Origin of the sequence: Brevibacterium sp. SIMBA_078, assembly GCF_046534565.1 — a bacterium.
Lineage (GTDB): Bacteria > Actinomycetota > Actinomycetes > Actinomycetales > Brevibacteriaceae > Brevibacterium.
Genome location: NZ_JAWRYQ010000002.1, coordinates 42473 through 65433 on the forward strand (window position 1 = coordinate 42473; position 22961 = coordinate 65433).

23 protein-coding genes are annotated in these 22961 nt (G+C 64.8%); 19 read left to right on the plus strand and 4 right to left on the minus strand.

The window, feature by feature from the left end; genetic code table 11:
• Positions 1-30 precede the first annotated feature (30 nt).
• The 3 genes from SB749_RS08465 to mshC are packed head-to-tail and all read left to right on the plus strand — an operon-like array spanning position 31 to position 2733.
• Positions 31-594 carry a DUF3090 family protein gene (locus SB749_RS08465; RefSeq protein WP_410709972.1) on the plus strand — a complete coding sequence of 188 codons (564 nt, stop codon included), beginning with the start codon at positions 31-33 and terminating at the stop codon, positions 592-594.
• A 6-nt stretch (positions 595-600) separates the two neighbouring features.
• Entirely contained in the window at positions 601-1413 is an 813-nt protein-coding gene (locus SB749_RS08470) for an SCO1664 family protein (RefSeq protein ID WP_410709973.1), read from the plus strand.
• Between the two features lie 60 nt (positions 1414-1473).
• On the plus strand, positions 1474-2733 hold the full coding sequence (gene mshC, locus SB749_RS08475) for a cysteine--1-D-myo-inosityl 2-amino-2-deoxy-alpha-D-glucopyranoside ligase (RefSeq protein WP_410709974.1): 1260 nt from the start codon (positions 1474-1476) through the stop codon (positions 2731-2733).
• Between the two features lie 56 nt (positions 2734-2789).
• Here the strand turns inward: mshC and SB749_RS08480 are convergent, their stop codons facing one another.
• Entirely contained in the window at positions 2790-3620 is an 831-nt protein-coding gene (locus SB749_RS08480) for a proteasome assembly chaperone family protein (protein ID WP_139908044.1), read from the minus strand.
• Positions 3621-3642: 22 nt separating this feature from the next.
• Between SB749_RS08480 and SB749_RS08485 the strand changes: the two genes are divergently transcribed.
• The gene (locus SB749_RS08485) at positions 3643-4317 is read left to right on the plus strand and encodes an HAD family hydrolase (RefSeq protein WP_410709975.1); all 675 of its coding nucleotides are present in this window, start codon (positions 3643-3645) and stop codon (positions 4315-4317) included.
• A gap of 3 nt (positions 4318-4320) precedes the next feature.
• Here the strand turns inward: SB749_RS08485 and SB749_RS08490 are convergent, their stop codons facing one another.
• The gene (locus tag SB749_RS08490; protein ID WP_410709976.1) at positions 4321-5130 is read right to left on the minus strand and encodes a RecB family exonuclease; all 810 of its coding nucleotides are present in this window, start codon (positions 5128-5130) and stop codon (positions 4321-4323) included.
• A 127-nt stretch (positions 5131-5257) separates the two neighbouring features.
• Here SB749_RS08490 and SB749_RS08495 point away from each other — a divergent pair, with 127 nt between their 5' ends.
• The 3 genes from SB749_RS08495 to arc are packed head-to-tail and all read left to right on the plus strand — an operon-like array spanning position 5258 to position 9186.
• The gene (locus SB749_RS08495; protein WP_173152266.1) at positions 5258-6418 is read left to right on the plus strand and encodes a site-2 protease family protein; all 1161 of its coding nucleotides are present in this window, start codon (positions 5258-5260) and stop codon (positions 6416-6418) included.
• A 45-nt stretch (positions 6419-6463) separates the two neighbouring features.
• Positions 6464-7537 carry a tRNA (adenine-N1)-methyltransferase gene (locus tag SB749_RS08500; protein WP_410709977.1) on the plus strand — a complete coding sequence of 358 codons (1074 nt, stop codon included), beginning with the start codon at positions 6464-6466 and terminating at the stop codon, positions 7535-7537.
• Positions 7534-9186 (plus strand): proteasome ATPase, encoded by a 1653-nt coding sequence (gene arc, locus SB749_RS08505; protein ID WP_410709978.1) that lies wholly within the window; start codon positions 7534-7536, stop codon positions 9184-9186. Before SB749_RS08500 ends, arc begins: the two co-directional genes overlap by 4 nt.
• Before the next feature lie 102 nt (positions 9187-9288).
• Here arc and SB749_RS08510 read toward each other — a convergent pair whose 3' ends face one another.
• Positions 9289-9693 carry a DUF3054 domain-containing protein gene (locus SB749_RS08510; RefSeq protein ID WP_410709979.1) on the minus strand — a complete coding sequence of 135 codons (405 nt, stop codon included), beginning with the start codon at positions 9691-9693 and terminating at the stop codon, positions 9289-9291.
• A 32-nt stretch (positions 9694-9725) separates the two neighbouring features.
• Here SB749_RS08510 and dop point away from each other — a divergent pair, with 32 nt between their 5' ends.
• The 7 genes from dop (at position 9726) to SB749_RS08545 (ending at position 15823) form a co-directional block, all read left to right on the plus strand.
• Positions 9726-11255 carry a depupylase/deamidase Dop gene (dop, locus tag SB749_RS08515; protein WP_410709980.1) on the plus strand — a complete coding sequence of 510 codons (1530 nt, stop codon included), beginning with the start codon at positions 9726-9728 and terminating at the stop codon, positions 11253-11255.
• Positions 11256-11266: 11 nt separating this feature from the next.
• Positions 11267-11458, plus strand: coding sequence for a ubiquitin-like protein Pup (locus SB749_RS08520; RefSeq protein WP_039207623.1), 192 nt, complete (start codon positions 11267-11269; stop codon positions 11456-11458).
• 1 nt (position 11459) lies between these two features.
• Complete coding sequence (gene prcB / locus SB749_RS08525; RefSeq protein WP_410709981.1) at positions 11460-12257, plus strand: proteasome subunit beta; 798 nt, start codon at positions 11460-11462, stop codon at positions 12255-12257.
• Between the two features lie 34 nt (positions 12258-12291).
• Positions 12292-12981 (plus strand): proteasome subunit alpha, encoded by a 690-nt coding sequence (gene prcA / locus SB749_RS08530; protein ID WP_410709982.1) that lies wholly within the window; start codon positions 12292-12294, stop codon positions 12979-12981.
• Positions 12982-14385, plus strand: a complete 1404-nt coding sequence (pafA, locus tag SB749_RS08535) for a Pup--protein ligase (RefSeq protein ID WP_410709983.1) — start codon at positions 12982-12984, stop codon at positions 14383-14385. It abuts the gene before it with no gap.
• 64 nt (positions 14386-14449) lie between these two features.
• Complete coding sequence (locus SB749_RS08540) at positions 14450-15406, plus strand: FKBP-type peptidyl-prolyl cis-trans isomerase (RefSeq protein ID WP_410709984.1); 957 nt, start codon at positions 14450-14452, stop codon at positions 15404-15406.
• A gap of 42 nt (positions 15407-15448) precedes the next feature.
• The gene (locus SB749_RS08545) at positions 15449-15823 is read left to right on the plus strand and encodes an FKBP-type peptidyl-prolyl cis-trans isomerase (protein ID WP_025778366.1); all 375 of its coding nucleotides are present in this window, start codon (positions 15449-15451) and stop codon (positions 15821-15823) included.
• A gap of 139 nt (positions 15824-15962) precedes the next feature.
• Here SB749_RS08545 and SB749_RS08550 read toward each other — a convergent pair whose 3' ends face one another.
• Positions 15963-17096 (minus strand): DUF3866 family protein, encoded by a 1134-nt coding sequence (locus SB749_RS08550; RefSeq protein WP_410709985.1) that lies wholly within the window; start codon positions 17094-17096, stop codon positions 15963-15965.
• Between the two features lie 40 nt (positions 17097-17136).
• Between SB749_RS08550 and SB749_RS08555 the strand changes: the two genes are divergently transcribed.
• The 5 genes from SB749_RS08555 to SB749_RS08575 all read left to right on the plus strand — a co-directional run bounded on the left by SB749_RS08555 (position 17137) and on the right by SB749_RS08575 (position 22953).
• Complete coding sequence (locus tag SB749_RS08555) at positions 17137-18159, plus strand: helix-turn-helix transcriptional regulator (RefSeq protein WP_410709986.1); 1023 nt, start codon at positions 17137-17139, stop codon at positions 18157-18159.
• Positions 18143-19030, plus strand: a complete 888-nt coding sequence (locus SB749_RS08560; RefSeq protein ID WP_410709987.1) for a WYL domain-containing protein — start codon at positions 18143-18145, stop codon at positions 19028-19030. Before SB749_RS08555 ends, SB749_RS08560 begins: the two co-directional genes overlap by 17 nt.
• A gap of 86 nt (positions 19031-19116) precedes the next feature.
• Entirely contained in the window at positions 19117-19401 is a 285-nt protein-coding gene (tatA, locus tag SB749_RS08565; protein ID WP_410709988.1) for a Sec-independent protein translocase subunit TatA, read from the plus strand.
• Positions 19398-20240: a twin-arginine translocase subunit TatC gene (tatC, locus tag SB749_RS08570; protein WP_308423766.1), complete on the plus strand. Its 843-nt coding sequence runs from the start codon at positions 19398-19400 to the stop codon at positions 20238-20240. Before tatA ends, tatC begins: the two co-directional genes overlap by 4 nt.
• Complete coding sequence (locus SB749_RS08575) at positions 20233-22953, plus strand: DEAD/DEAH box helicase (protein ID WP_410709989.1); 2721 nt, start codon at positions 20233-20235, stop codon at positions 22951-22953. Before tatC ends, SB749_RS08575 begins: the two co-directional genes overlap by 8 nt.
• Positions 22954-22961: the final 8 nt, after the last annotated feature.

Below are 22961 nucleotides of genomic sequence, written 5' to 3' on the forward strand. Positions count from 1 at the left end.
ACATGTAAGTCTTTGAACTAGGCTGAAGACATGGCAGCTCTGTACGACCACCCCACACCCGATCGTTTCGTCGTCGGCACAATCGGACTTCCCGGCGAGAGGACGTTCCTCCTCCAGGCGAAGTCCGGCAACGCTCTGACGACCGTGGTCGTCGAGAAGGAACAGGTCGAGATCCTCTCCGACCGGATCACCGAGCTGCTCGACATGGTGATGATCAAGGATCCGGCGGCGCGGGTGCCGCAGACGGCGCTCGACGATCTCATCGATAACGCCGGGCTCAACGTCCCCATCGAACCGGAGTTCCGCGTCGGCACGATGAGTCTGGGCTGGGACACCGTCAAGCACGAACTCGTCATCGAATGCTTCGAACTCACCGAGGCGGACGCCCAGGCCGGAACCTCCGCCGACCCCGCTGACGACGAGGTTGAACGCGAAGTCCTGCGCATCGTCCTCGACGCCGCCGCCGCCCGAGAATTCGCCCGCCGCGGCGAACAGGTCGTCAGCGCCGGACGCGGAGACTGCCCGTTCTGCTCCCTCCCGCTCGAACCCGATGGTCATCTGTGTCCCCGGGCCAACGGGATCCCGCGCGCCTGAACCGTGATGGACCACGGGATTCTCCTCGACGCGCTGGCTGCGGGGGAGTGGACGGAGATGGGTTCGATCCCACGCGCCAGCAACGACACCCGACTGCTCGTGCTCGAACACGAGGGCCGGGCGATCAAGGCCGTCTACAAGCCCATCTCCGGCGAACGGCCCCTCAGCGATTTTCCCCCGGAGACGCTGGGTCTGCGCGAGGTGGCGGCGTATCGACTCTCTGCCGCGCTCGACCTGGGGGTCGTTCCGCCGACGGTGCTGCGCGATGATCTGCCCGCCGGCCGCGGATCCCTGCAGGCCTATGTCGAAGCCTCCGACGATGACGAAGCCGTGACCCTGTCGACGGTCAACGCGATCCCCGTCGATCACACTCCGATCTTCGCTCTGCGCACCGAGGACGGACGTGACCTCGTACTCTCCCATTCCGTCGACGAGGGCCTGCGTTCCATCGCCTTCTTCGACCTCCTGGCGAACAACGCCGACCGCAAAGCCGGTCATGTCATCACCGGCAGCTGCCTGCCGAGCACTGCCGCAGCCGACATCGGCGTCTTCGGCATCGACAACGGACTGACCTTCCACAGTGAGGAGAAGCTGCGCACCGTTCTGTGGGGTTTCTCTCGCACCTCGTTCTGTGCCGAAGAGATCGATGCGCTTCAGGACGTCACCGCTATGGACGAAACCCTGCGGACGCAGCTGAGCGATTGCCTGTCGGCAGACGAGATCGAGGCTCTGAAAGACCGGGCCGACCGGCTTCTCGCCGGCGAGTTCTTCCCCGAAGCACCGGACGATCGCACCGTCATTCCCTGGCCGCCGATCTGAAACCGGCATCACTTCGCCTCGGAAGTGCCGAACGCCTGCCTCTCGGTTAGGCTGGGTGCCGTGAAGTCATGGCCCGAACCTCAACTGCCCCGTCTGACCAGCACCGGCAAGGTGCCTACGGTTTTCGATACGAGCACACGCAGCCCGCGCAGGCTGCGCGGATCCAAGCAGACCGCTCGACTCTACGTCTGCGGCATCACCCCCTACGATGCGACGCACCTCGGGCACGCCTCCACTTATGTGGCATTCGACCTGCTCAACCGGATCTGGCGCGATGCGGGGCTCGAGGTCGAGTACGCACAGAACACCACTGACGTCGACGATCCGCTGCTGGAGAGGGCCGATGCCACGGGAGTCGACTGGCGCGAACTCGCCTCGTCGCAGATCGATCTGTTCCGAGAGGATATGGAAGCCCTGCGGGTGATCCCGCCGGCGAACTTCATCGGCGTCGTCGAATCCGTCGACGATATCGCCGCCGGCGTCCGCGATCTCGTGGACAAGGGGGCCGCCTACACTCTCGACAGCGGTGACGTCTACTACCGTGTGTCGACGCAGATCACCCCGCCGTTCGGCACGGTCAGCCATGACGACGCCGAGACCATGGCAGCGCTCTCGGCCGAACGCGGCGGTGACCCCGAGACTCCGGGCAAGAAGAACCCCATCGATCCGCTGCTGTGGCGGGCCGAACGCGAAGGCGAACCGTCCTGGGACGGAGGCACACTGGGCCGGGGACGACCGGGCTGGCACGTCGAATGCACTGTCATCGCCGATCGGTATCTCGGCTTCCCCGTCGACGTGCAGGGAGGCGGCAGCGACCTCATCTTCCCGCACCATGAGATGAGCGCCGCCCATGCTGCTGCCTGGCGGGACACACCGATGGCGAAGACCTATATGCACACCGGAATGGTGGGTCTCGACGGCGAGAAGATGAGCAAGTCCAAGGGCAACCTCGTCCTCGTCTCGAAGCTGCGCGAGCGCGGAGTCGATCCCATGGCCATCCGCACCGTGATCCTGTCCAACCACTACCGCAGCGACTGGAGCTTCACCGAGGAGCAGCTGTCCATCGCCGAAGCACGGCTGCAGGCATGGAAGCATGCGGCCAAATGCGAATCAGAATGTCGCCAGGGTCTGCGCGAGCACATCATCGGCCTGCTGCGCGAAGCACTCACCGATGACCTCGACAGCCCGCGGGCCCTCGGGATCCTCGACGAATGGGCCGAACACTATGCCGACTCCGAACCCTCGGAGACAGCGGCCATCACCGGCGACCGAGTCGCCGACGCCGTCGATGCCCTCCTGGGCATCCGCCTGCTCGACTGATATCGCTCGACCGACAACTCTCGGCTTTCACCGCCTGACCGCCGGGAGTCGCCGATTCACTTATCGCGGCCGCGTTTGCGCAGATAGCGTTCGAACTCGGCCGCGATGGCATCTCCGCTGGCTTCGGGAAGCTCCGTCGAATCGTTCTGCTTCTCCAGTGCTTGGACGAGCTCTGCCAGCCGCGGGTTGAAGGAGACGAGTTCATCGGCGCCGAGCTCCCATGCCCGGCTCTCCTCTTCGAGCACGTGGATATCGATTTCGATGCCGGCATAGCGTTCTACCGCCTTCGCCAACGCGAGTTCGGCTTTCGGCGACGGCGACTCGGCCAGATAGTCCGGCACTCCCACCCACAGGTTGATGGCGCGGACCCCGCGCCACCGGCAGGCGACGCCGAGGAGACCGAGAATGCCGATGGGGCCCTCATAGCCGTTGGCGTCGATGCCGAGCTCGGACGCAAGCTCTGCGTCCTCCGTATTGGCCACCACCGGCAGCGGACGCGTATGCGGAACCTCGGCATGGAGACCGCCCAGGAGGATGACGGTATCGTCGTCGCCGACGTGAGCGAGGACGAGGGAGAGGAACTCCCGCCATTTCAATCCCGGTTCGTGACCGTGGATGACCGTGATCGGCTGCTCGCCGAGGAGACCTCGATGGACCGCGACGCCCGGCCAGGCGATCGACGCCGTCCCGTCCTCGTCGCGGATGATCTCGGGTTCGGAGAAGCGGAATTCGTAGAACCCATCGGTGTCGAGGATCTCGGAGTCGTCTAAGTGCCAGACCTCGATGAGATCCTTGACCAGCGAGCTCGCCGCTTCGGAAGCATCGGCATCCTGACCTTCGAAGGCGATGAAGACGAGTGCCCCGGACCCGGATGGAAGAATACTCATGGTTCCAGACTACGCTGGGCGTATGACGAACCATGCATCAGCCGACCCTGCCGCCGTCCTGTGGGACATGGACGGAACCCTCGTCGACACCGAGCCGTATTGGATCCGCGCAGAGACCGAGCTCATGAACACCCACGGGCTGTCCTGGTCGGAAGAGCAGGGGCTCGAATTCGTCGGCAACGAGCTGATCGTCTCCGCCCGAATGATGCGTGAGGCCGGCCTCGACTTGCCCGCCGAGGAGATCGTCGAGACCCTGATGGGCAACGTCATCGGACAGATCCGAGAGTCCGTGCCGTTCCGGCCCGGTGCGCTGGAGCTGCTGGCCGAGCTGAAGACCGAAGGCATCCCGAGCGTCATGGTCACGATGTCGTACCGGCCGCTGGCCGAGGCGGTCATCGCCAACTGTCCGCCCGACAGCTTCGCCGGTCTCGTCTCCGGCGATGAGGTGACCGCCGGCAAACCGGATCCCGAGCCCTACCTGCGGGGGGCTGCGCTGCTCGACCTCGACCCGGCCGATTGTGCGGCACTGGAGGATTCGAAGCCGGGTCTGGCCAGCGCCGAGGCGGCCGGCACCCTGGCGATCGGTATCCCGCATTTCATCGACCTCGAACCCCGTCCGGGTCGGATCCTGTGGGAGAGCCTCGAAGGCCGCAGTGTCGCCGACCTGCGACGTCTTCGTGCGCAGCGGAGCGCCTGAGCTCTACGCTCCCACGATCTTCGTGATCTCCGGGGTCGGGGGAGCGGTGTTGCCCCACGCCGGGCACAGCGGCTTGAACGTGCACCAGTTGCACAGCGGTGACTTCTTCGGCCGCCACCGGTCCGACTCGGCCGAGGAGATGATGTCCTTCCAGATGGCATCGATCTCGAATTGGGTCTGTTCGACTTCCGCCATCGTCGGATGAGACTTCAGCACGCTGCGCGAACCCAGGTACATCAGCTGCAGAGTGTGGACGAGCTCGCCTGAGAGTCGGTAGACGACGAGAGCGTAGAAGCCCATCTGGAACTTGGCTTCTCGTCCGTACTGGGGTTTCGGCTGCTTTCCCGTCTTGTAGTCGACGAGGCGCCGCTCTCCACCTGGGGCGACGTCGACCCGGTCGATGAACCCGCGCAGCTCGAGACCGTTGTCCAGCGTCGTGCGGACGAATTTCTCCGTCTCCTCCGGTTCGAGATGCTCGGGATATTCGAGCACGAAGTAGGAATCGATGAGCCGACGCGCCGATGTGAAGAACGTCTCCTTCTCCGATTCGCCCTCGAAGATCTCGAGCACATCTGGGTCCTTCTCGACGAGCTCATCCCACGCTGGCATGAGCATCGTCTGCGCGAGTTCGGCCGTGCGTTCGGCCGCCGGCGCGGTGAACAGCTTCTCGAGCACCGCATGGACCACCGTGCCTCGGAACGCCGCCTGGGAAGGCGGTTCCGGCAGCTTGTCGATGCTGCGGAAACGGAACTTCAGAGGACACTGGATGAAGTCGTTGGCCCGCGAGGGCGACAGACTGGTGAGCTCGGCCATAACTCCACTGTAACGACCTGCACGGACACGACGTGGCGACCAGCGGTGAGTGCGTCGTCGCTGTTAGGCTGAGTAACCGACCCTCAGTGGTCCGCTGACCACGACATCGACCGGAGGAACCCCTTCAATGGCCGCGAAAAACCACCACCCCGGTGCGTCATCGGGTCTGCGCTTGGGCACCGTCCTCGGCGCTCCGGTGATTCTGGCGTGGTCGTGGTTCCTCGCCGCCATCGTGATCACCATCCTCTTCACCCCGTGGCTCAACCAGGTCCGCCCGGATCTGGGCATCGGCGCCTGGTTCGTGGCCTTCGCCTATGCGGTCCTTCTCTTTGCCTCCGTGTTCCTCCACGAACTCGCGCACGGAGTCGCCGGCCAGTTCTACGGGCAGAAGGTCGCCGCGATCGAGCTGAACATCTGGGGTGGGTTCACCCGCTTCGAGCCGCAGATGGACAACCCTCGCGACAAAGCGGCGATGACGAGCTTCGTCATCTCCATCGTCGGCCCCATCGTCAACATCGTGCTCGCCCTGCTGGGATGGTGGTGTCTCAGCGCCGCAAGCCCCACCTCGGTGCCGTGGCTGCTGCTCATCGCCGTCACCTTCGCCAACGTCGCCCTCGGTGCGATCAACCTGTTGCCGGGCATTCCGCTCGACGGCGGCTGGGCGCTGCAGGCGATCATGTGGCGCATCACCGGATCCCAGTTCCTGGGCACGATCGTGGCCAGCTGGGTCGGCCGGATCATCGCCGTCGGCTTCATCGGCTGGTCGGTCATCACCCCGTTGTTGGCCGGCGAACGACCCGATCCGCTGACCGTGGCCTGGATGTCGCTCATCGCGATTATGCTGTGGTTCTCCGCCGGAGACGCCGCCACCCACGCCAAACGGGCCCGGAAGATGGAGACCTACGACCTCTCCCAGGTCATCCAGCCCGCGATCGCCGCCACCTGGGACGCCGACCTGGCCGACACCCTCGACTATGCGAACACGCTCGGGAACGCGAAGGAACGCACCCTCATCGTCGTCCTCGATCAGAAGGGACTGCCGTACGGTCTCGTCGACCGGCACGCCGCAGCCGGTCGTCTCGCCGAAACCCTCGAAGCCGTTCCCGCCGGCGAGGTCGCCCGCCCCCTGGCCGGGTGGATCGGAGTGCCGAAGGACATCACGGCCCCGCACCTGCTCGAATCGCTCACCCACCGTCCCAAAGCACAGTTCAGCCTGGTGATGGACGGCAACACCCTGGTCGGAGTCATCGACCTGCAGGAATTCTTCGACGAACTCCTCGCCGCCTGAGCCGGTTGTGTGAGGCAATCCTCACCAGCGTAGAGTGGACTCATCATGACTCAGCCACTGCATTCCCGGCCCCCGCGCGTTCTGAGCCGCGGAGAGAAGGTCCAACTCACCGACCCCAAGGGGCGGATGCACACCTTCGTGCTCGCCCCGGGTGAGCACTTCCACACGAACAAGGGCCTCATCAGCCACGACGACATCATCGGGCGCACAGAAGGAATCATCGTCGCGAACACCGGGGGAGTCGACTTCCAGGTCTTCCGCCCACGCTATGAGGACTTTGTGCTCTCCATGCCCCGCGGCGCCGCAGTCGTCTACCCGAAGGATTCGGGACTCATCGTCACCCTCGGCGATATCTTCCCCGGGGCCACCGTCGTCGAAGCCGGCGTCGGATCCGGAGCTCTGTCGATGGCCCTGCTGCGGGCCGTGGGCGCGACGGGATCCGTGCACTCGTTCGAACTGCGTGAGGAATTCGCTACGATCGCAGCCGGAAACATCGCCGACTTCTTCGACGGCGAACCGGAGAACTGGTCCGTCACCGTCGGCGACCTCGCCGATACGCTGCCGCAGACCTTCGGGCCCGGCAGCGTCGACCGTGTCGTCCTCGACATGCTCACCCCCTGGAACACGCTCGAGGCAGTCAGCGAAGCGCTGACACCCGGGGGAATCGTCATCGCGTATGTCGCCACGGTTCCGCAGCTCTCCCGCTTCGTCGAAGCCCTGCGCGCTTCCGGCAAGTTCGCCGAACCCGAGCCCATGGAGGCCATGGTCCGCGGCTGGCACGCCGACGGACTCGCCGTCCGGCCCGACCACCGGATGATCGCCCACACCGGGTTCCTCATCATGGCCCGCCGAATGGCCGACGGCATCAGTCCGCTGGAGAAGAAGAAACGGCCTCAGGGAGCCACCGCGGCCGCCGAGGATGTCGCGGCGTGGACGGAGCCCGAAGTCACCGAGGCGGCGATCGGCACCCGGACCGCGCACGGCAAGAAGCTGCGCCGGGTGATGCGAGACGCCGGCAGGCGCCTGCGCACCGAACCCGAAGGCTCCGAGAATGCGCGACCCACAGATGTCACAGACAGCCCGACCAGCAACAGCACTGGGCCGAAGGAGGATCGATGACAGAGTCCACGACCGAAGTGAAGAAGCTGCGCGAGGACACCGCGTCCCTGCGCCAGCAGCTCTACACGGCGGGCAAACGCAATGAAGCACTGTCGAAGACTCTGCGCACGGCCCGTGATGAGCTCAACCGGATCAAGGAAGAGGCTCGGCGCCTGACCGAACCGCCGAACAACTGGGGAACACTCGTCGCGCTGGGCGAGAACGCATTGACCGCCGATGTCATCGTCGGCGGACGACGCATGCGCGTGGCCGTCGCCCCCGAAATCGAACCCGAGACCCTGCGAGCCGGAGCCGATGTGCTCCTGTCCGAGGGCCTCGTCATCATCGGCACCGGCGAGTTCCCACCCGTGGGATCGGTCGTCAACGTCCGTGAGTTCGTCGACTCCCAGCGCATCCTCGTCGGAGCTCCCGGCGATGACGAGCAGGTCTTCACCCTCGCCGCCGACCTCGTCGACGCAGGACTGCGCGTCGGCGACGCCGTCGTCGTCGACACCCGGACCCACTACGCGCTGCAGGTCGTCGAGAAGCCCGAGGTCTCCTCGCTGCTGCTCGAAGAGGTCCCCGACATCACCTACCAGGACATCGGCGGACTGGCTGACCAGATCGAACAGATCAAAGATGCCGTCGAACTGCCCTTCGAACATCCCGAACTCTATACCGAGCACGGTCTCAAACCGCCCAAGGGCATCCTGCTCTACGGCCCTCCCGGCTGCGGAAAGACGCTCATCGCGAAGGCCGTGGCGAACTCCCTGGCCGATCGCACCGGAAAGGTGCGCACGAGCAAGACCTACTTCCTCAACATCAAAGGTCCGGAGCTGCTCGACAAGTACGTCGGCGAAACCGAACGTCAGCTGCGCCTGATCTTCGCCCGGGCCCGCGAGAAGGCTTCGGCAGGCTTCCCCGTCGTGGTGTTCTTCGACGAGATGGAATCACTGTTCCGGACCCGCGGCACCGGCAAATCGTCGGACGTGGAGACGACGATCGTGCCGCAGCTGCTCACCGAGATCGACGGTGTCGAACAGCTCGACAACGTCATCGTCATCGGCGCCTCGAACCGTGAAGACCTCATCGACCCCGCGATCCTGCGCCCCGGCCGACTCGATGTGAAGATCCGCATCGAACGCCCCGACGCCGAAGCGGCCCGAGACATCTTCGAGAAGTACCTCACCGCGGAGCTGCCCCTGCACTCGAGCGTGCTCGCCGGCCACGACACCCCCGCCGAGGCGGTCTCGGCACTCATCGACAGCTGTGTCGAGCGGATGTTCGCAGAGACTCCGGAGAACGAATTCGTCGAGGTCAGCTACGCCGACGGGTCGAAGGAAGTCCTCCACTTCTCCGCCTTCGCCTCCGGCGCGATGATCCACAACATCGTCGACCGCGCGAAGAAGGCGGCGATCAAGTCGCTGCTCGACACCGGCGAGCGCGGTCTGCGCCCCGGTCACTTCGAGGATGCGATCGCCGAAGAGTTCAGCGAACACGAAGACCTGCCGAACACGACGAACCCCGACGAATGGGCACGGATCTCCGGGCGCAAGGGCGAACGGGTCACTCATCTGCGGATGATGCACCTCGACACGACCAGGGGAGCCGCGACCGTGCCGTACGAGACCGACATCGCCGAGGTGCGGCCCAACTCCGACCTCGTCTGAGCCGGGTCCGGTAAGAACGACGAGCCCGCCGTTTCCGTCAGCTGACGGAAGCGGCGGGCTCGACTCGTTCGCGGCCAGGGCCTGGGCCGAAGGGCAGGATGCTCAGCGGCTGCGCTTGCGGCGGCCCGAACCGCCGGAGACGGCCGTGGCGATGAGACGCCAACCGACGAGAGTGACGAGGTTGAGCGACGTCGCGACGATCATGAAAGTCACTGCGACATTTCCGGGGTCTTCGCCCTGACCAGCGATTCCGCGCAGGACGAGTCCGAGAAGGACGGTGATCGCCCAGACACCGGTTCCCGTGGCCAGCGGAGCGATCGGCCGATCCCAGACGGCCGTGAGCAGCCAGGCGACGACGAGGGCTGCGACGAACGGCCACGCTGTGGTCATCAGCCCCTGCGGATCGAAATTGTGAGAATGTGTGTAATGACCGACGATCGTGAACAGAACCACGAGGATGAGGTCGACGATCAGTGCGATGGGGAGATGAGATTTCTTCGTTGCCACGTCCCCGAGTCTAGACCTTGGAGGAGAATCAGATGCTCAGAGTCAGGCGCGTCATGGGAGCCGAGACGGAGTTCGGCCTCAGCCAGCCGGGCAATCCGCGAGCGAACCCGATGCGGGACTCGGCGCGTGTCGTCGACGCCTATGCCGGACCGCGCGGACTGAAGTCATCCCAGAACTTCTGGGACTTCGCCACAGAGTCTCCATTGGCCGACGCCCGCGGCTTCTTCATGAGCATCGCCGACGCCGACTCCTCGCAGCTGACCCATATTCCGCAGGACGACCTCGAAGCCCAGTACCTGGCGAACGTCGTCACGGAGAACGGCGCCCGGTACTACGTCGACCACGCTCATCCCGAATACTCGTCCCCGGAAGTCCTCACTCCACGCGATATCGTCACCTTCGACCGGGCGGGCGACCTCGTCGCCCTCGAATCGGTGCGGACTCTCGAGAAGAGCGCGGAACCTGTCAATCTGTACAAGAACAACACGGACTCCAAGGGAGCCTCCTACGGCACCCATGAGAACTACCTCGTCGACCGGTCCACGGACTTCGACGACATCGTCGCCGGCCTCGTCCCGTTCTTCGTCACTCGGCAGATCCTGTGCGGTTCCGGACGGGTCGGCATCGGCCGTGGAGGCGAGGGCAAGGGTTTCCAGATCTCGTCCCGGGCCGACTTCTTCGAAGCCGAAGTGGGACTCGAGACCACTCTGCGCCGTCCCATCGTCAACACCCGGGACGAACCGCATGCCGATCCCGCGAAATACCGCCGGCTGCACGTGATCATCGGCGACGCCACCCTGGCGGAGCCTGCGACGTTCGTCCGCTTCGGTTCGACCTCCCTCGTCCTCGGACTCATCGAGGCCGGACTGGCACCGCAGATCGAACTCGCCGATGCCCTGCAGGCACTGTGGGACGTCAGCCACGACCTCACCCTCAGCGCTCCGCTGGCGCTGAGCGACGGCACGACGACAACGGCGCTGGAGATCCAAGAAGCCTTCTACTCCGCGTGCCTCGAGCACGCCGATGCCGAGGACGCCGAAACCGCCGAGGTGCTCGCCGAATGGCGCCGATTCCTCGACGGCCTCTCGACCGATCCGAAGACTCTCGCAGATTCCATCGACTGGGTCGCCAAATGGGTGCTGCTCGAGAGCTACCGTTCTCGTGAGGGAATCGACTGGGACCATCCGAAGCTGGCGCTCATCGATATCCAGTACCACGATGTGCGCCCGGAGAAGGGCCTGTTCCACAAGCTCGAACGAGCCGGCCGCATCCGCCGGATGACGACCGACGCGGAGGTCGAAGCCGCCGTGGTCAACGCCCCGGACGGGACCCGCGCGTTCCTGCGTTCCGTGGCGGTCAGCCGCCTCGGCGAGGATCTGGTCGCCGCCAGCTGGGACTCTCTCGTGGTCAACGCGGGAACCCTCGGCGTGGTGCGTCTGCCCATGCACGAACCGCTCAAAGGCACCCGTGAGCTGCTTGCCGATCGGGTGGAGGGAATCGAGACCGCCGAGGGCCTGCTCAAGGCACTCGGAGTGGATAGACTGAGTTCGAAGAACGACTGAAGGAGTGTGAGATGAGCTCGCAGGAACAGGTCCAGAGAGACAAATCGTCCGGCGGAGGAGACGTCCCCGTCGATCCGCCGGAGGCCGTGCAGGGACAGATCAACACTCAGAACGTCGATTCCATCCTCGACGAGATCGACGGTGTGCTCGAATCGAACGCGGAGGAGTTCGTCAAGAACTTCGTGCAGAAGGGCGGCCAATGAGATGGCAGGATTCCCTCCTGCATTCTTGAGTTCGACGAGCAACTCGTTCGTCGAACTCGCCCGCTCCCTGGCGCCCGAAGCGCTGCCGCACCCCAGTGTCCGGGATCTGGCCGAACAGTCCCCGGAGGGCACGACGATCATCTGCTTCCGCACCGCCTCGGGCATCCTCATGGCCGGTGACCGGAGAGCGACGATCGGCAACCTCATCGCCTCGCACTCGATGGAGAAGGTCAAAGCCGCCGACGACTACTCCGTCATCGGCATCGCCGGCACCGCCGGGGTCGCACTCGACCTCATCCGGCTCTTCCAACTCGAACTCGAACACTACGAGAAGATCGAAGGCGCCCGTCTGTCGCTCAACGGCAAAGCCAACCGCTTGGCCGCGATGCTGCGTGGAAACCTCGGCCTGGCGATGCAGGGACTCACCGTCGTCCCGCTGTTCGCCGGAGTCGACGAATCCAAGCCGCAGGGCCAGATCTTCAGCTTCGACGTCACCGGCGGAAAGTACGAAGAGCACCGATTCCATTCCATCGGCTCCGGTTCCGGTTTCGCCCGCGGGGCGCTGAAGAAGCTGTGGCGGGCCGACCTCGACCACGAGCAGGCGATTGGGGTTGCCGTCGAAGCCCTCTTCGACGCCTCAGACGACGACTCGGCGACGGGCGGACCGGATTTCGTCCGGCAGATCGCCCCGACGATCTTCACCGTCGACCTCGAGAACGGGGTCACCGAGGTCGATTCGGCCACCGTCTTGGACACCGCCACCGAGGTCGTCGCCCGCCGCACGGCCACCGCCCGGTGATGACTGCGGCACCGTTACCGCGAAAGGATCGTCGATGAGTCAGGCACCGTTCTACGTCTCACCCGAACAGCTGATGAAGGACCGGGCCGACTTCGCCCGCAAGGGCATCGCCCGCGGCCGATCCGTCGTCGTCATGCGCTTCGACGCCGGCATTCTGCTGCTGGCGGAGAACCCGTCGCCGACGCTGCACAAGATCGCTGAGATCTACGACCGGATCGGCTTCGCCGCCGTCGGCAAGTACAACGAATTCGAGACCCTGCGCCAAGCCGGCGTCCGCTACGCCGATCTGCGCGGGTACTCCTACGACCGCACCGACGTCACCGCTCGCGGACTGACGAACGCATACGCGCAGACGCTGGCCGGAGTCTTCACCACCGAGTCGAAGCCCTTCGAGGTCGAACTCGTCGTCGCCGAACTCGGACTCACACCGGAGACCGACCAGCTCTACCGACTCAGCTATGACGGTTCCGTCATCGACGAGACCGAACATGTGGCCATCGGCGGTCAGGCCGATGCGATCACAGCGTCCCTGGCAGGGGTGCGCAGCTCGCAGATGACTCTGCGCGAAGTATTCAACCACGGTGTGACCGCATTGGGAGCCGCAACCCAGGCGATCTTGGCCACCGACGCACTCGAGGCAGCCGTCCTCGACCGCACGACGACGAAGCAGCGGACCTTCCGCCGCCTCGACGATGCGGCGATGAGCGCACTGCGGGAGGACTGAATGGCACGCATCTACGGGCTCGAAACCGAATACGGACTCGCCCACACCGCCGACCCCGACGGACGCCGCATCGGCCCCGAGGAGATCGCCCGGTATCTCTTCCGCCCCGTCGTCGAATGGGGCAGGTCGTCGAACGTGTTCCTGCCCAACGGGTCGCGCCTCTATCTCGACGTCGGATCCCACCCGGAATACGCGACGGCCGAATGCGATGACCTGGGCGACCTGCTCGCCCAGGACCGAGCCGGCGAAGGCCTGATGATCGACCTGCTGGACAAGGCACAGGCCGCACTCGACGCCGACGGCATCGGCGGACGCGTGCACATGGTCAAGAACAACACGGACGCGGCAGGCAACTCGTACGGGTCCCACGAGAACTTCCTCATCCGCCGCACCCTCGACTTCAATCGGCTGACCACGGTCCTCCTGCCCTTCCTCGTCTCGCGGCAGCTGCTCGTCGGCGCCGGGGCCGTGGTCCCGCGCCGTTCGGCCTTCACCCCCGACGAGGAAGCCGACCGCTCGGAGATGGTGTTCGGCCTCTCCGCGCGGTCCGATGTCATGTGGGAAGGACTGTCATCGGCGACGACACGGTCGCGTCCGATCATCAACGCCCGCGACGAACCGCACGCCGATGCGGAGAAGTACCGGCGGCTGCACGTGATCGTCGGTGACTCCTCGATGTCGACGGCCACCTCGGCGCTGAAGATCGGATCCGCGGTGCTCATGCTCGACCTCATCGAACAGGGGGCGCGGATCCCGGAGAACGGGCTGCGCCACCCAGTGCGCGATATCCGGCTCGTCGCCCGTGATCTCACGGGGCGGGTCGTGCTCGAACGCACCGATGGATCCACGACGACTCCGCTGGGTCTGCTCGGCGACTACCGGGACCGGGCTCAGCGGATCGTGGAGTCCGGGGAGCACAGCCTCGGCGATGATGATCTGGCCCACTACGTCATCGACCTGTGGACGCGGATGCTCACCGCCGTCGAGTCGCAGGACTTCTCGACCGTGGACACGGAGATCGACTGGGTGATGAAACGCACCCTCATCGAACGGTCGATGCAGCGTGGAATCACGGATATCGCCGATGCGCGCATCCACCGCCTCGACATCGCCTTCCACGACATCACGCCGGCTACGGGACTGTTTCCCAAGCTCGAGGCCGCGGGGATGGCGAAGAGCCTCGTCCCCGCCGAGACGGCCGAACGAGCGAAGGACGTACCGCCGGCAAGCACACGGGCGGCGATCCGCGGCGAATTCGTCCGCGCAGCCCATGCGGCCCGTCGCGACTACACCGTCGACTGGGTGCACCTGCGCCTCAACGACGAATCCGGTCGAGCAGTCGCACTCAAGGACCCGTTCGCCACGACTCACCCGCAGGCGGAAACACTCATCGCGGGCCTGTAAGATCGCCCTGTGATTCGGTCGAGCCCCTACTCGGGCGCGGCCTCGGCGTGACGAAAGGAAACCAGTGCGCACCAAAGTGCTCAGCGCCATCGCGGCGGGCCTGTTGCTGCTCTCGGCCTGCGGGCAGGGTGATGAGTCAGAGGACTCGACCACACCTCCGCCATCGGTAGCCGCTCAGGACGCGAAGTCGACCAGCCTCGACGACATCACCGTCGACGGCAAGATGGGGAAGAAGCCCAAGGTCAGCTTCGAGGCACCGCTGGTCATGGACAAGACCGAGAAGAAGGTGCTCGAAGAGGGCACCGGCGACAAGGTCGCCGACGGCGAGCAGGTCACGGCACAGATGACGCTGGTCTCCGGGACGACTGGCAAGACCGTCGAATCCAGCTACGATTCGGATTCCGCCGCCGGATTCCCCATGGACAAGTCCCAGATCTCCGAAGACCTCTACAACGCGCTCATCGACGTCAAAGTCGGATCCCGCGTGATGATGTCACTCAACGGCAGCGCCCAGCAGGGGGAGGCGTCACAGACGCTCGTCTACGTCATCGACATCGAGGACACGAAGAAGCCGCTGACTCGCGCCGAGGGGGAGAAAGCCGATCAGTCGGACAACCCCGTGACCGTGAAGTGGGCCGACGACGGTGCCCCCTCGATCTCGAAGCCGAAGGGCAAGAAACCGACCGAGCTCGAGTCGTACACGACCATCGAAGGCAAAGGCGACGAGGTCAAGAAGGGCCAGAGCGTCGCCGTGAAGTACTCCGGCTGGCTCTGGGACGACACGTCGAAGACCTTCGACTCGAACTGGAAGAAGGACGGACAGCCCTTCGTCGTCGCCCCGGTCGGCGAGGCTCAGGTCATCGACGGCTGGAACGAGGGGCTCGTCGGCAAGAAGGTCGGCGACCAGGTCGTCCTCGTCGTCCCGCCGGACAAGGGGTACGGCAAACAGGGCAGCGAACCGTCCATCCCGGGTGATGCGACCCTGATCTTCGTCGTCGACATCCTCTCGGCCCAGGGCTGAGAACGTCCGATATCCCAACAGAACCGACACCAGGAGGAACATATGAGCAAGCAGAAGCCCGAAGTCGATTTCCCCGGCGGAGACGCCCCGACCGAGCTCATCATCACCGATGATGTGATCGGCACCGGCGCCGAGGCGGGACCCGGCGACACCGTGAGCGTGCACTACGTCGGAGTCGCCCATTCCACGGGCGAGGAATTCGACGCCTCGTACAACCGCGGCACCCCGCTGGAATTCCGCCTCGGATCCGGCATGGTCATCTCGGGCTGGGACCAGGGCATCCAGGGCATGAAGGTCGGCGGACGCCGCACCCTGCAGATCCCACCGCACCTGGCGTACGGTGATCAGGGCGCGGGCGGAGTCATCCAGCCCGGAGAGTCCCTGATCTTCGTCTGCGACCTCGAGAACGTGCGCTGAGAATCAGCTTGATGATCAGCACGCGCTGATCCTGCCAGAGACGACTGTGGCCGGGTTCTTCGGAACCCGGCCACATCTGTCTTCCCCGACGCGGAGGGGGATTCTGCGGAGATGAGGCGGTGACCTGAGTTCGACGCGGTCAGCGGCGGACGAGCCCGGCGGCGCAGCGTCCAGCGGCGGCCGCTGAGAGGAACGACGCAGCATCGGCGGGCAGCTTTCTGCCCATCGTCGACAGACGCACAGGTGAAGTGCGCAGGGCATCCCACAGCCCCGTCAGATCGATGTCGACGAGATCATGCGCCTGGAGTCGAAGCAGCTGTTCGGCCATGGTCTCGGCGACGACAGCGGGATCCGGGTCCATCTCGGCTCGCTCCACCTCGGTGAGGGTGGAGAAATCGGGCACCGGTACGGTCATCCCCGGTCGTGCGATCTCACTCAAGGGCGTCAGCGAATGATGGGAGATCCCGAAATGACGGCCGCGGGCATCGGCGTTCGACATCCGCAGCAGACCGATCGGATGCCCGTCGAGCAGAGCGGCGGCATTGAGGTGCTCTCCGGTGACCAGTCCCGAATAGCCGTACTTCGTACCCGTGCCCAGGTTTCCAGGGCCCTGAGCGACGATGGTGATATCGGCATCCATCACGTGTTTGGCTGCGAGCAGTCCCGTGTGGATGGTCACCGCTTCGAGATCTCCGCCCCAGGCCTGACCGGTGCTGATCACACCCGACAGCCAGGAGGCGTCCTTGAGGCCGGCGACGGCTTGGGAGAACGGTGCCGGCAGAGCCGCACCATCGCTGAGCACATAGGCCACCGACATCGACGGGTCGACGGCGCGGATTCCGGCGATCACCGCGGGCAGAGCCGAATGCAGGTCGGCCACGACCACCGGCATGCCGTCGAGGCTGTCCGCCTCGGCGAGGGTCGAATGGTGCTGCGACTCCTGATCGTCGACGCCGAGGACCATCGTCTGCAACGGCGAATAGCGGTCCTTGACCAGATGACCGGGGCCGTCCGGGGGATCGGCAGGAAGCGCATCGGGTAGAGCGACGATGAGACCGAAGCCTCCGGTGCCCAGGCGCTTCGCAAGGGCCGAGACATTGACGATGACGGTGTCCTGGTCCTGCGGTTGCCCGACGGCATCGGTGTAGGCGACCGCTCGGATGGATCTCACATCGGTGCCGGGCACGGCCTCGTCCAGTTCGACCTCGACCTCTGTGTATCCTGGCCGGGTGGAGCGAATCGCTGCGACGATTCCTTTGCGCCAATGAATCATGGTCCCAAGACTATCGCCCGGCTTAGGTTACGGTGGAATCGTGAATACACCCCGCACCAGCAGACAGAGACAGCAGACCGAACGTCTGATGAATCTGCTGATCGCCCTGCGCGCTTCCCGCGGCTGGGTGTCGCGCAAAACGCTGATGAGCGCCATCGACGGCTATTCCGGACTCGACGAGGTCGCCTTCGATCGCAAATTCTCTCGCGACAAAGAGCTGCTGCGGCACATGGGCATCACCATCGCGACCCGGGCCGAACACGATGCCTACGGTGATGTGGGGGAGACGGGGTATCGGATCTCCACCGCCGACTATGCGATGGGCGACGTCGATCTCACCCCCGCCGAGGTGGCTGCCGTAACCGTGGCCGCCGCGTTCTGGTCGGAGACCGAACTCGGGGAGTCCTCGGCTCAGGCGCTGACGAAGCTGCGTGCTCTCGGCATCGACCTCGGCCCGTCCGCCGCCGGACCGGGAAGCGTCGACCCGGGCACCGCCGCGCACCGGCTGGCCAGCGCGAACTTCGCCACAGCTCTCCACCACATCAACGCCCGCGAGGCCGTCGGCTTCCGCTACCACAAACCCGGCCAGAGCGTGAGGAAAGTGCGTCTGGAACCCTATGCTCTGCTCAGCCGCGGTGACCGCGTCTACCTCTTCGGCTTCGATCTCGATCGCGAAGCTCGCCGCACCTTCCGGCTCTCCCGCGTGGAGGGAGGGATCGCGAAGCTCAGCGGCCGTGAACCCGGAGACTATGAGATCCCCGAGGACTTCTCCCCGCAGCTGGCGCTGCAGTCGAGTTCCGAGATGGCCGTCGTCGCCGAGGCGACGCTGCGCATCCGTGCCCACCGGGCCGATCCGCTGCGCCGTCGACAGATCCGCAGCGACGGAGACGAGACGATCATCGGGTTTTCCGATGTCGAGGGCCTCGCCGCTGAGATCGTCGGTTTCGGGGACGCCGTCGAGGTGGTCGATCCGCCCGACCTCGTGCGTGCCGTCGACCGCCGACGCCAAACGATTCGGGACTCGCTCAACCGCTTGGGAGGCACCAGTGTCCTCAGCGCGTGAACGCCTCACCCGGCTGCTCAGCCTCGTCCCGTACCTCGATGCGCATCCGGGAGCGGACCTCGAAGAGACCGCCGCCTATTTCGGCATCGACTCCGACACCCTCATCGACGATCTGCAGCTGCTCTTCGTCACCGGTCGTCCCGGACATATGCCCGATGATCTCATCGACGCCTCATGGGAAGGCGGGCAGATCTTCATCTCCAACGCCGAAGAGGTCTCCGTTCCCGTGCGGCTCAGCGCCGAGGAAGCCGGCGTCCTCGTGCTCGCACTCGACATGCTCTCATCCCTGCCCGGACTCGATTCCGAAGCAGTGGCCACCGCAGCGTCGAAACTGCGTGTGGCAGCAGGAGAGAACCTGCGCACCGCCGTCGACGTCAGCCCCATCGATGCCGACGAAGAGCTGCTGACCGCACTGCGACAGGCGGTCGAAGAAGGAACGGCGGTGAGCATCGACTACTACGTCGGCTCCCGCGACGAACTCACGACCCGGACCATCGCCCCGACCCGGCTCGTGCCCGGTGCCGACTGGTACGTCGATGCCTGGTGCTACTCGGCCGGAGCACCCCGCCGCTTCGCCCTGGGGCGCATCCGCTCCTGGGAACCGGCAGCGCATCCGCCGATGGCGGTCAGCGAGTCGAGGACCACCTCCTACGAAGTCACCCTCGGTCTCGCGGCCGCGGGAGCATGGCTGGCAGATGAACTCGACGTGACGAATCGCGAGTACCTCGACGGCGGTGACACCAGCGTGCGCATCCGCCTGCTCGTGCATTCGGTGGATTGGCTCAGCCGGTTCCTGCTCTGCCATGCCGATGTCATCACCGAGATCGACGACACCGAAGCCGTTGCGGCCGCCCTGCGCAGGCTCGGCTGAGACGAAGACCGCGCCCGGATGTGGATGAAAGGCACAGCCGCAACGCGTAGAATCATCCACAGCATCAACAATCCAAGGAGCTCCCCATGAGACCAAGTTTCGTGCAGATCGCGATCGTGATCCTCATCATCGTGATCATCTTCGGCGCACCCAAACTGCCGCAGCTGGCCCGAAGCCTGGGACAGTCGATGAAGATCTTCAAGTCCGAAGTCAAGGACCTTCGCGGCGACGAGGACGAATCCGGCAAGACCACGGAGCCGGGAGCGCTCAACCAGAACTCCTCGACCGATTCCACCACGGCGACCGGTGAGACCACCGGGCCCGAGGAGTCGCGGCGAGAGAAGCAGGACCCGCAGTCTCACGAGAAGTGAAAGAGAACAGTCAGCGGAAGCCATCTCGATCACGGAAGAGCAATCCTGAGAAGAAGATGCCCGTCGTCGGGCACCTCGTCGAGTTGCGCAATCGCGTCATCATCTCCGCCATCGCCATCGCCCTGGGTGCGGTGGCAGGCTGGTTCCTCTACGACCCTGTCCTCGACATCCTCCAAGAGCCGATCCGGACGATCCGTGACAACGGCGGACGGATGGCCGAGATCAACTTCGCCGGAGTCGCCTCTCCTTTCGACCTGAAGATCAAACTCTCGTTCTTCATCGGTCTCTTTCTCTCCTGCCCCATCTGGCTCTACGAGGTCTGGGCCTTCATCGTCCCGGGACTGAAACGCAAGGAGAAGCTGTACTCGCTCGGATTCCTCGGGGCAGCGATTCCGCTGTTCCTGGCCGGGTCGACCATGGCGTTCTTCGCTCTGCCCAATGCGGTGAAGGCACTGACCTCGTTCACTCCCGAGGGCGGCACGAACATCATCCCGGCACAGGACTACCTGAGCTTCGTGATGATCATCATCGTCGTCTTCGGACTCGCATTCGTCCTTCCCGTGCTCATGGTGGGACTCAACATGCTCGGAATCCTGTCGGCGGAGAGGATCAAGAAGTCGTGGCGCATCATCGTCATGCTCGTCTTCCTGTTCGCCGCGATCGCCACCCCGACTCCGGACGCCATGTCCATGTTCTTCCTCGTCATCCCCATGATGACCTTGTTCTGTCTGGCGTGGGTGATCTGTGTATTCAATGATCGCCGACGTAAGAAGCGCCTCATCGCGCAAGGCCTGTGGGTCGACGAGGACGAACTGACCGACGAAGAGAAGAATGACTGACCCTACGCCGCTTTCGACCGACACTTCTGCCGAGAAACCGCTGAGCCCCTCGGCTGCCTACGCCGATTTCAAGGCGCGTGCGGAGTTCGCCCGCACTCCCTTGGGACAGTTCATGGAGCGCACCGAGTTCGCCCTCGATGACTTCCAGGTCGAAGCCTGCAGCCATCTGCAGGACGGTGAGGACGTGCTGGTCACCGCGCCGACCGGTGCCGGCAAGACGCTCATCGCGGAGTTCGCTGTGGAGTTGGCCCGCGGGGAGGGCAAACGGGTCTTCTACACGACCCCGATCAAGGCGCTGAGCAATCAGAAGTTCAACGACCTCGCAGAGGTCCACGGGGTGGAGAACGTCGGGCTTCTCACCGGCGACACGTCGATCCGCCGCGATGCGCCGATCATCGTGATGACCACCGAAGTGCTGCGCAACATGCTCTACAACGACGTGTCTGGTCTCTCGGACCTCGGATTCGTCGTCCTCGACGAAGTCCACTACCTCGCCGACCGGTTCCGCGGGCCGGTGTGGGAAGAGGTCATCATCCACCTGCCGGATCGTGTGCAGATGGTGTCTCTGTCGGCGACGGTGTCGAATGTGGAGGAGTTCGGGGCCTGGCTGCGTGAAGTCCGGGGACCGACGACGATCGTTTCGACGAGCCACCGGCCGGTGCCGCTGGTCAACCACGTCCTGGTCGGACACCGGATGTACGACCTGTTCACGCACAGCGATTCCGATCGCATCGATCCGGCACTCAATCACGCCACTCGCACACACGGGGGACCGCGATCGAAGCGCGCACGTGCCACCCGTGCCCGGTTCCGCCGTCCCAGCCGCACTCAGGTGGTGGCATCTCTCGCCGAGGCGGCCATGCTCCCGGCGATCATGTTCATCTTCTCCCGCAATGGCTGTGATGAAGCCGTCGAACAGTATCTGAGCACGGGCACCGATCTGAACTCTCGGGAGGAGAAGACGATCGTCAATGCCGCCCTCGAATCGCTGCGCGACGATCTCGCCGACGAAGACCTCGGCATCCTCGGCTACCACACCTTCCGTGAGGGTCTGCTGCTCGGAGTTGCCGCGCACCATGCGGGGATGATTCCACAGTTCAAGCAGCTCGTCGAGGAGCTGTTCTCGCAGGGAATCATCAAGGTCGTCTTCGCCACGGAGACGCTGGCTCTGGGCATCAACATGCCTGCGCGCACTGTCGTGCTCGAAAAGCTCGTGAAGTTCAACGGCGAAGCACATGTGATGATCACCCCGGGTGAGTACACCCAGCTGACCGGACGAGCCGGTCGCCGCGGGATCGACCGCATCGGCCATTCGGTCGTGGTCTGGCACCCGACCATCGAGGTCAGCGAGCTGGCAGCCTTGGCCTCGAACCGCTCCTACGCACTGAATTCGGCGTTCGGGCCGACCTACAACATGACGGCGAATCTGCTGTCGCGAATGAGTTCGGACGAGGCCGCCAAGGTGCTCGAGACCTCCTTCGCTCAGTTCCAGGCCGATAAGGCCGTCGTCGGCCTGGCGCGGAAGGTGCGCAAGAACGAAGCGACGATCGAGGCGTACGAGAAGTCCATGCACTGCGACCGCGGTGACTTCTCCGAATATGCCGGACTGCGCCGGGCGATCTCGGACACCCAGAAGCAGGAGACCCGGACGAAGTCGCGGAATAAGCAGCGCGACATCGTCGAATCCCTCACCGCCCTCAAGATCGGCGATGTCGTCACGATGCCGGCGAAACGGGTCGGCGGTCGCGCAGTGATCATCTCTCCGATGAGCAACAAGGACGGAGTGTCGCGGCTTCCCACCGTTCTCACCGAACAGGGGAAGGTGTGGCATCTGCGACCCCATGAGGTGACCGAACCCGTCGCCTCCCAGGGGCGCGTCCGCGTGCCGAAGAAGTTCAACCACCGGCAGGCAGGCGACCGCAGGCAGCTGCTGTCCATCCTCGAAGCCGCTGTTGCCGACGGCAGGGTCGATGCGGAAGCCCACTGGGAATCGACCCGACAGCATCAGGGGGAGAGCACCACTGTCGCCGAACTTCAGGCACAGATGCGGGCACATCCCTGCCACGACTGCCCGGACCGGGAACTCCACGCTCGTTGGGCCAACCGTGCGGACAAGCTCATCCGGGAAAACGACTCGCTCATCGCCCGCATCGAAGGCCGCACCACCTCGATCGCTCTCGTGTTCGACCGGGTCCAGGATGTGCTGCGCGGGCTCGGGTTCGACCCCGAGCACTCGACGATGCTGCGTCGGATCTACGGCGAACGGGATCTCCTGGTGGCGCTGACGATCCGCGCCGGATTGTGGGACAGACTCAATGAGCCGGAACTCGCGGCCTTCGCATCGATCTTCGTCTTCCAGTCGCGCAGGGACACCCTGACCGCGCATCGGGCACCGAGCGCCGACCTCAAGGCTGTCTGTGATGAATCGGAGACGATCTGGCGTCGGCTCTTCCACCTCGAAGAACAGCATGCCCTGACCACGACTGACGAACCGGACCGTGGGCTGATCCGACCGATGTACCGGTGGACAGAAGGCAAAACCCTGTCGGAATCACTTCGGGGCAGCGATATCGCCGCCGGTGACTTCGTCAGATGGGCCAAACAGAGCCTCGATCTGCTCGGTCAGGTCGCTGAGGTCATCGATGCGGAGACCGCAGTGCGCGTTCGGCGCACCATCGAATCCATTCGTCGCGGAGTCGTCGCCGACTCCTGAACGTCACC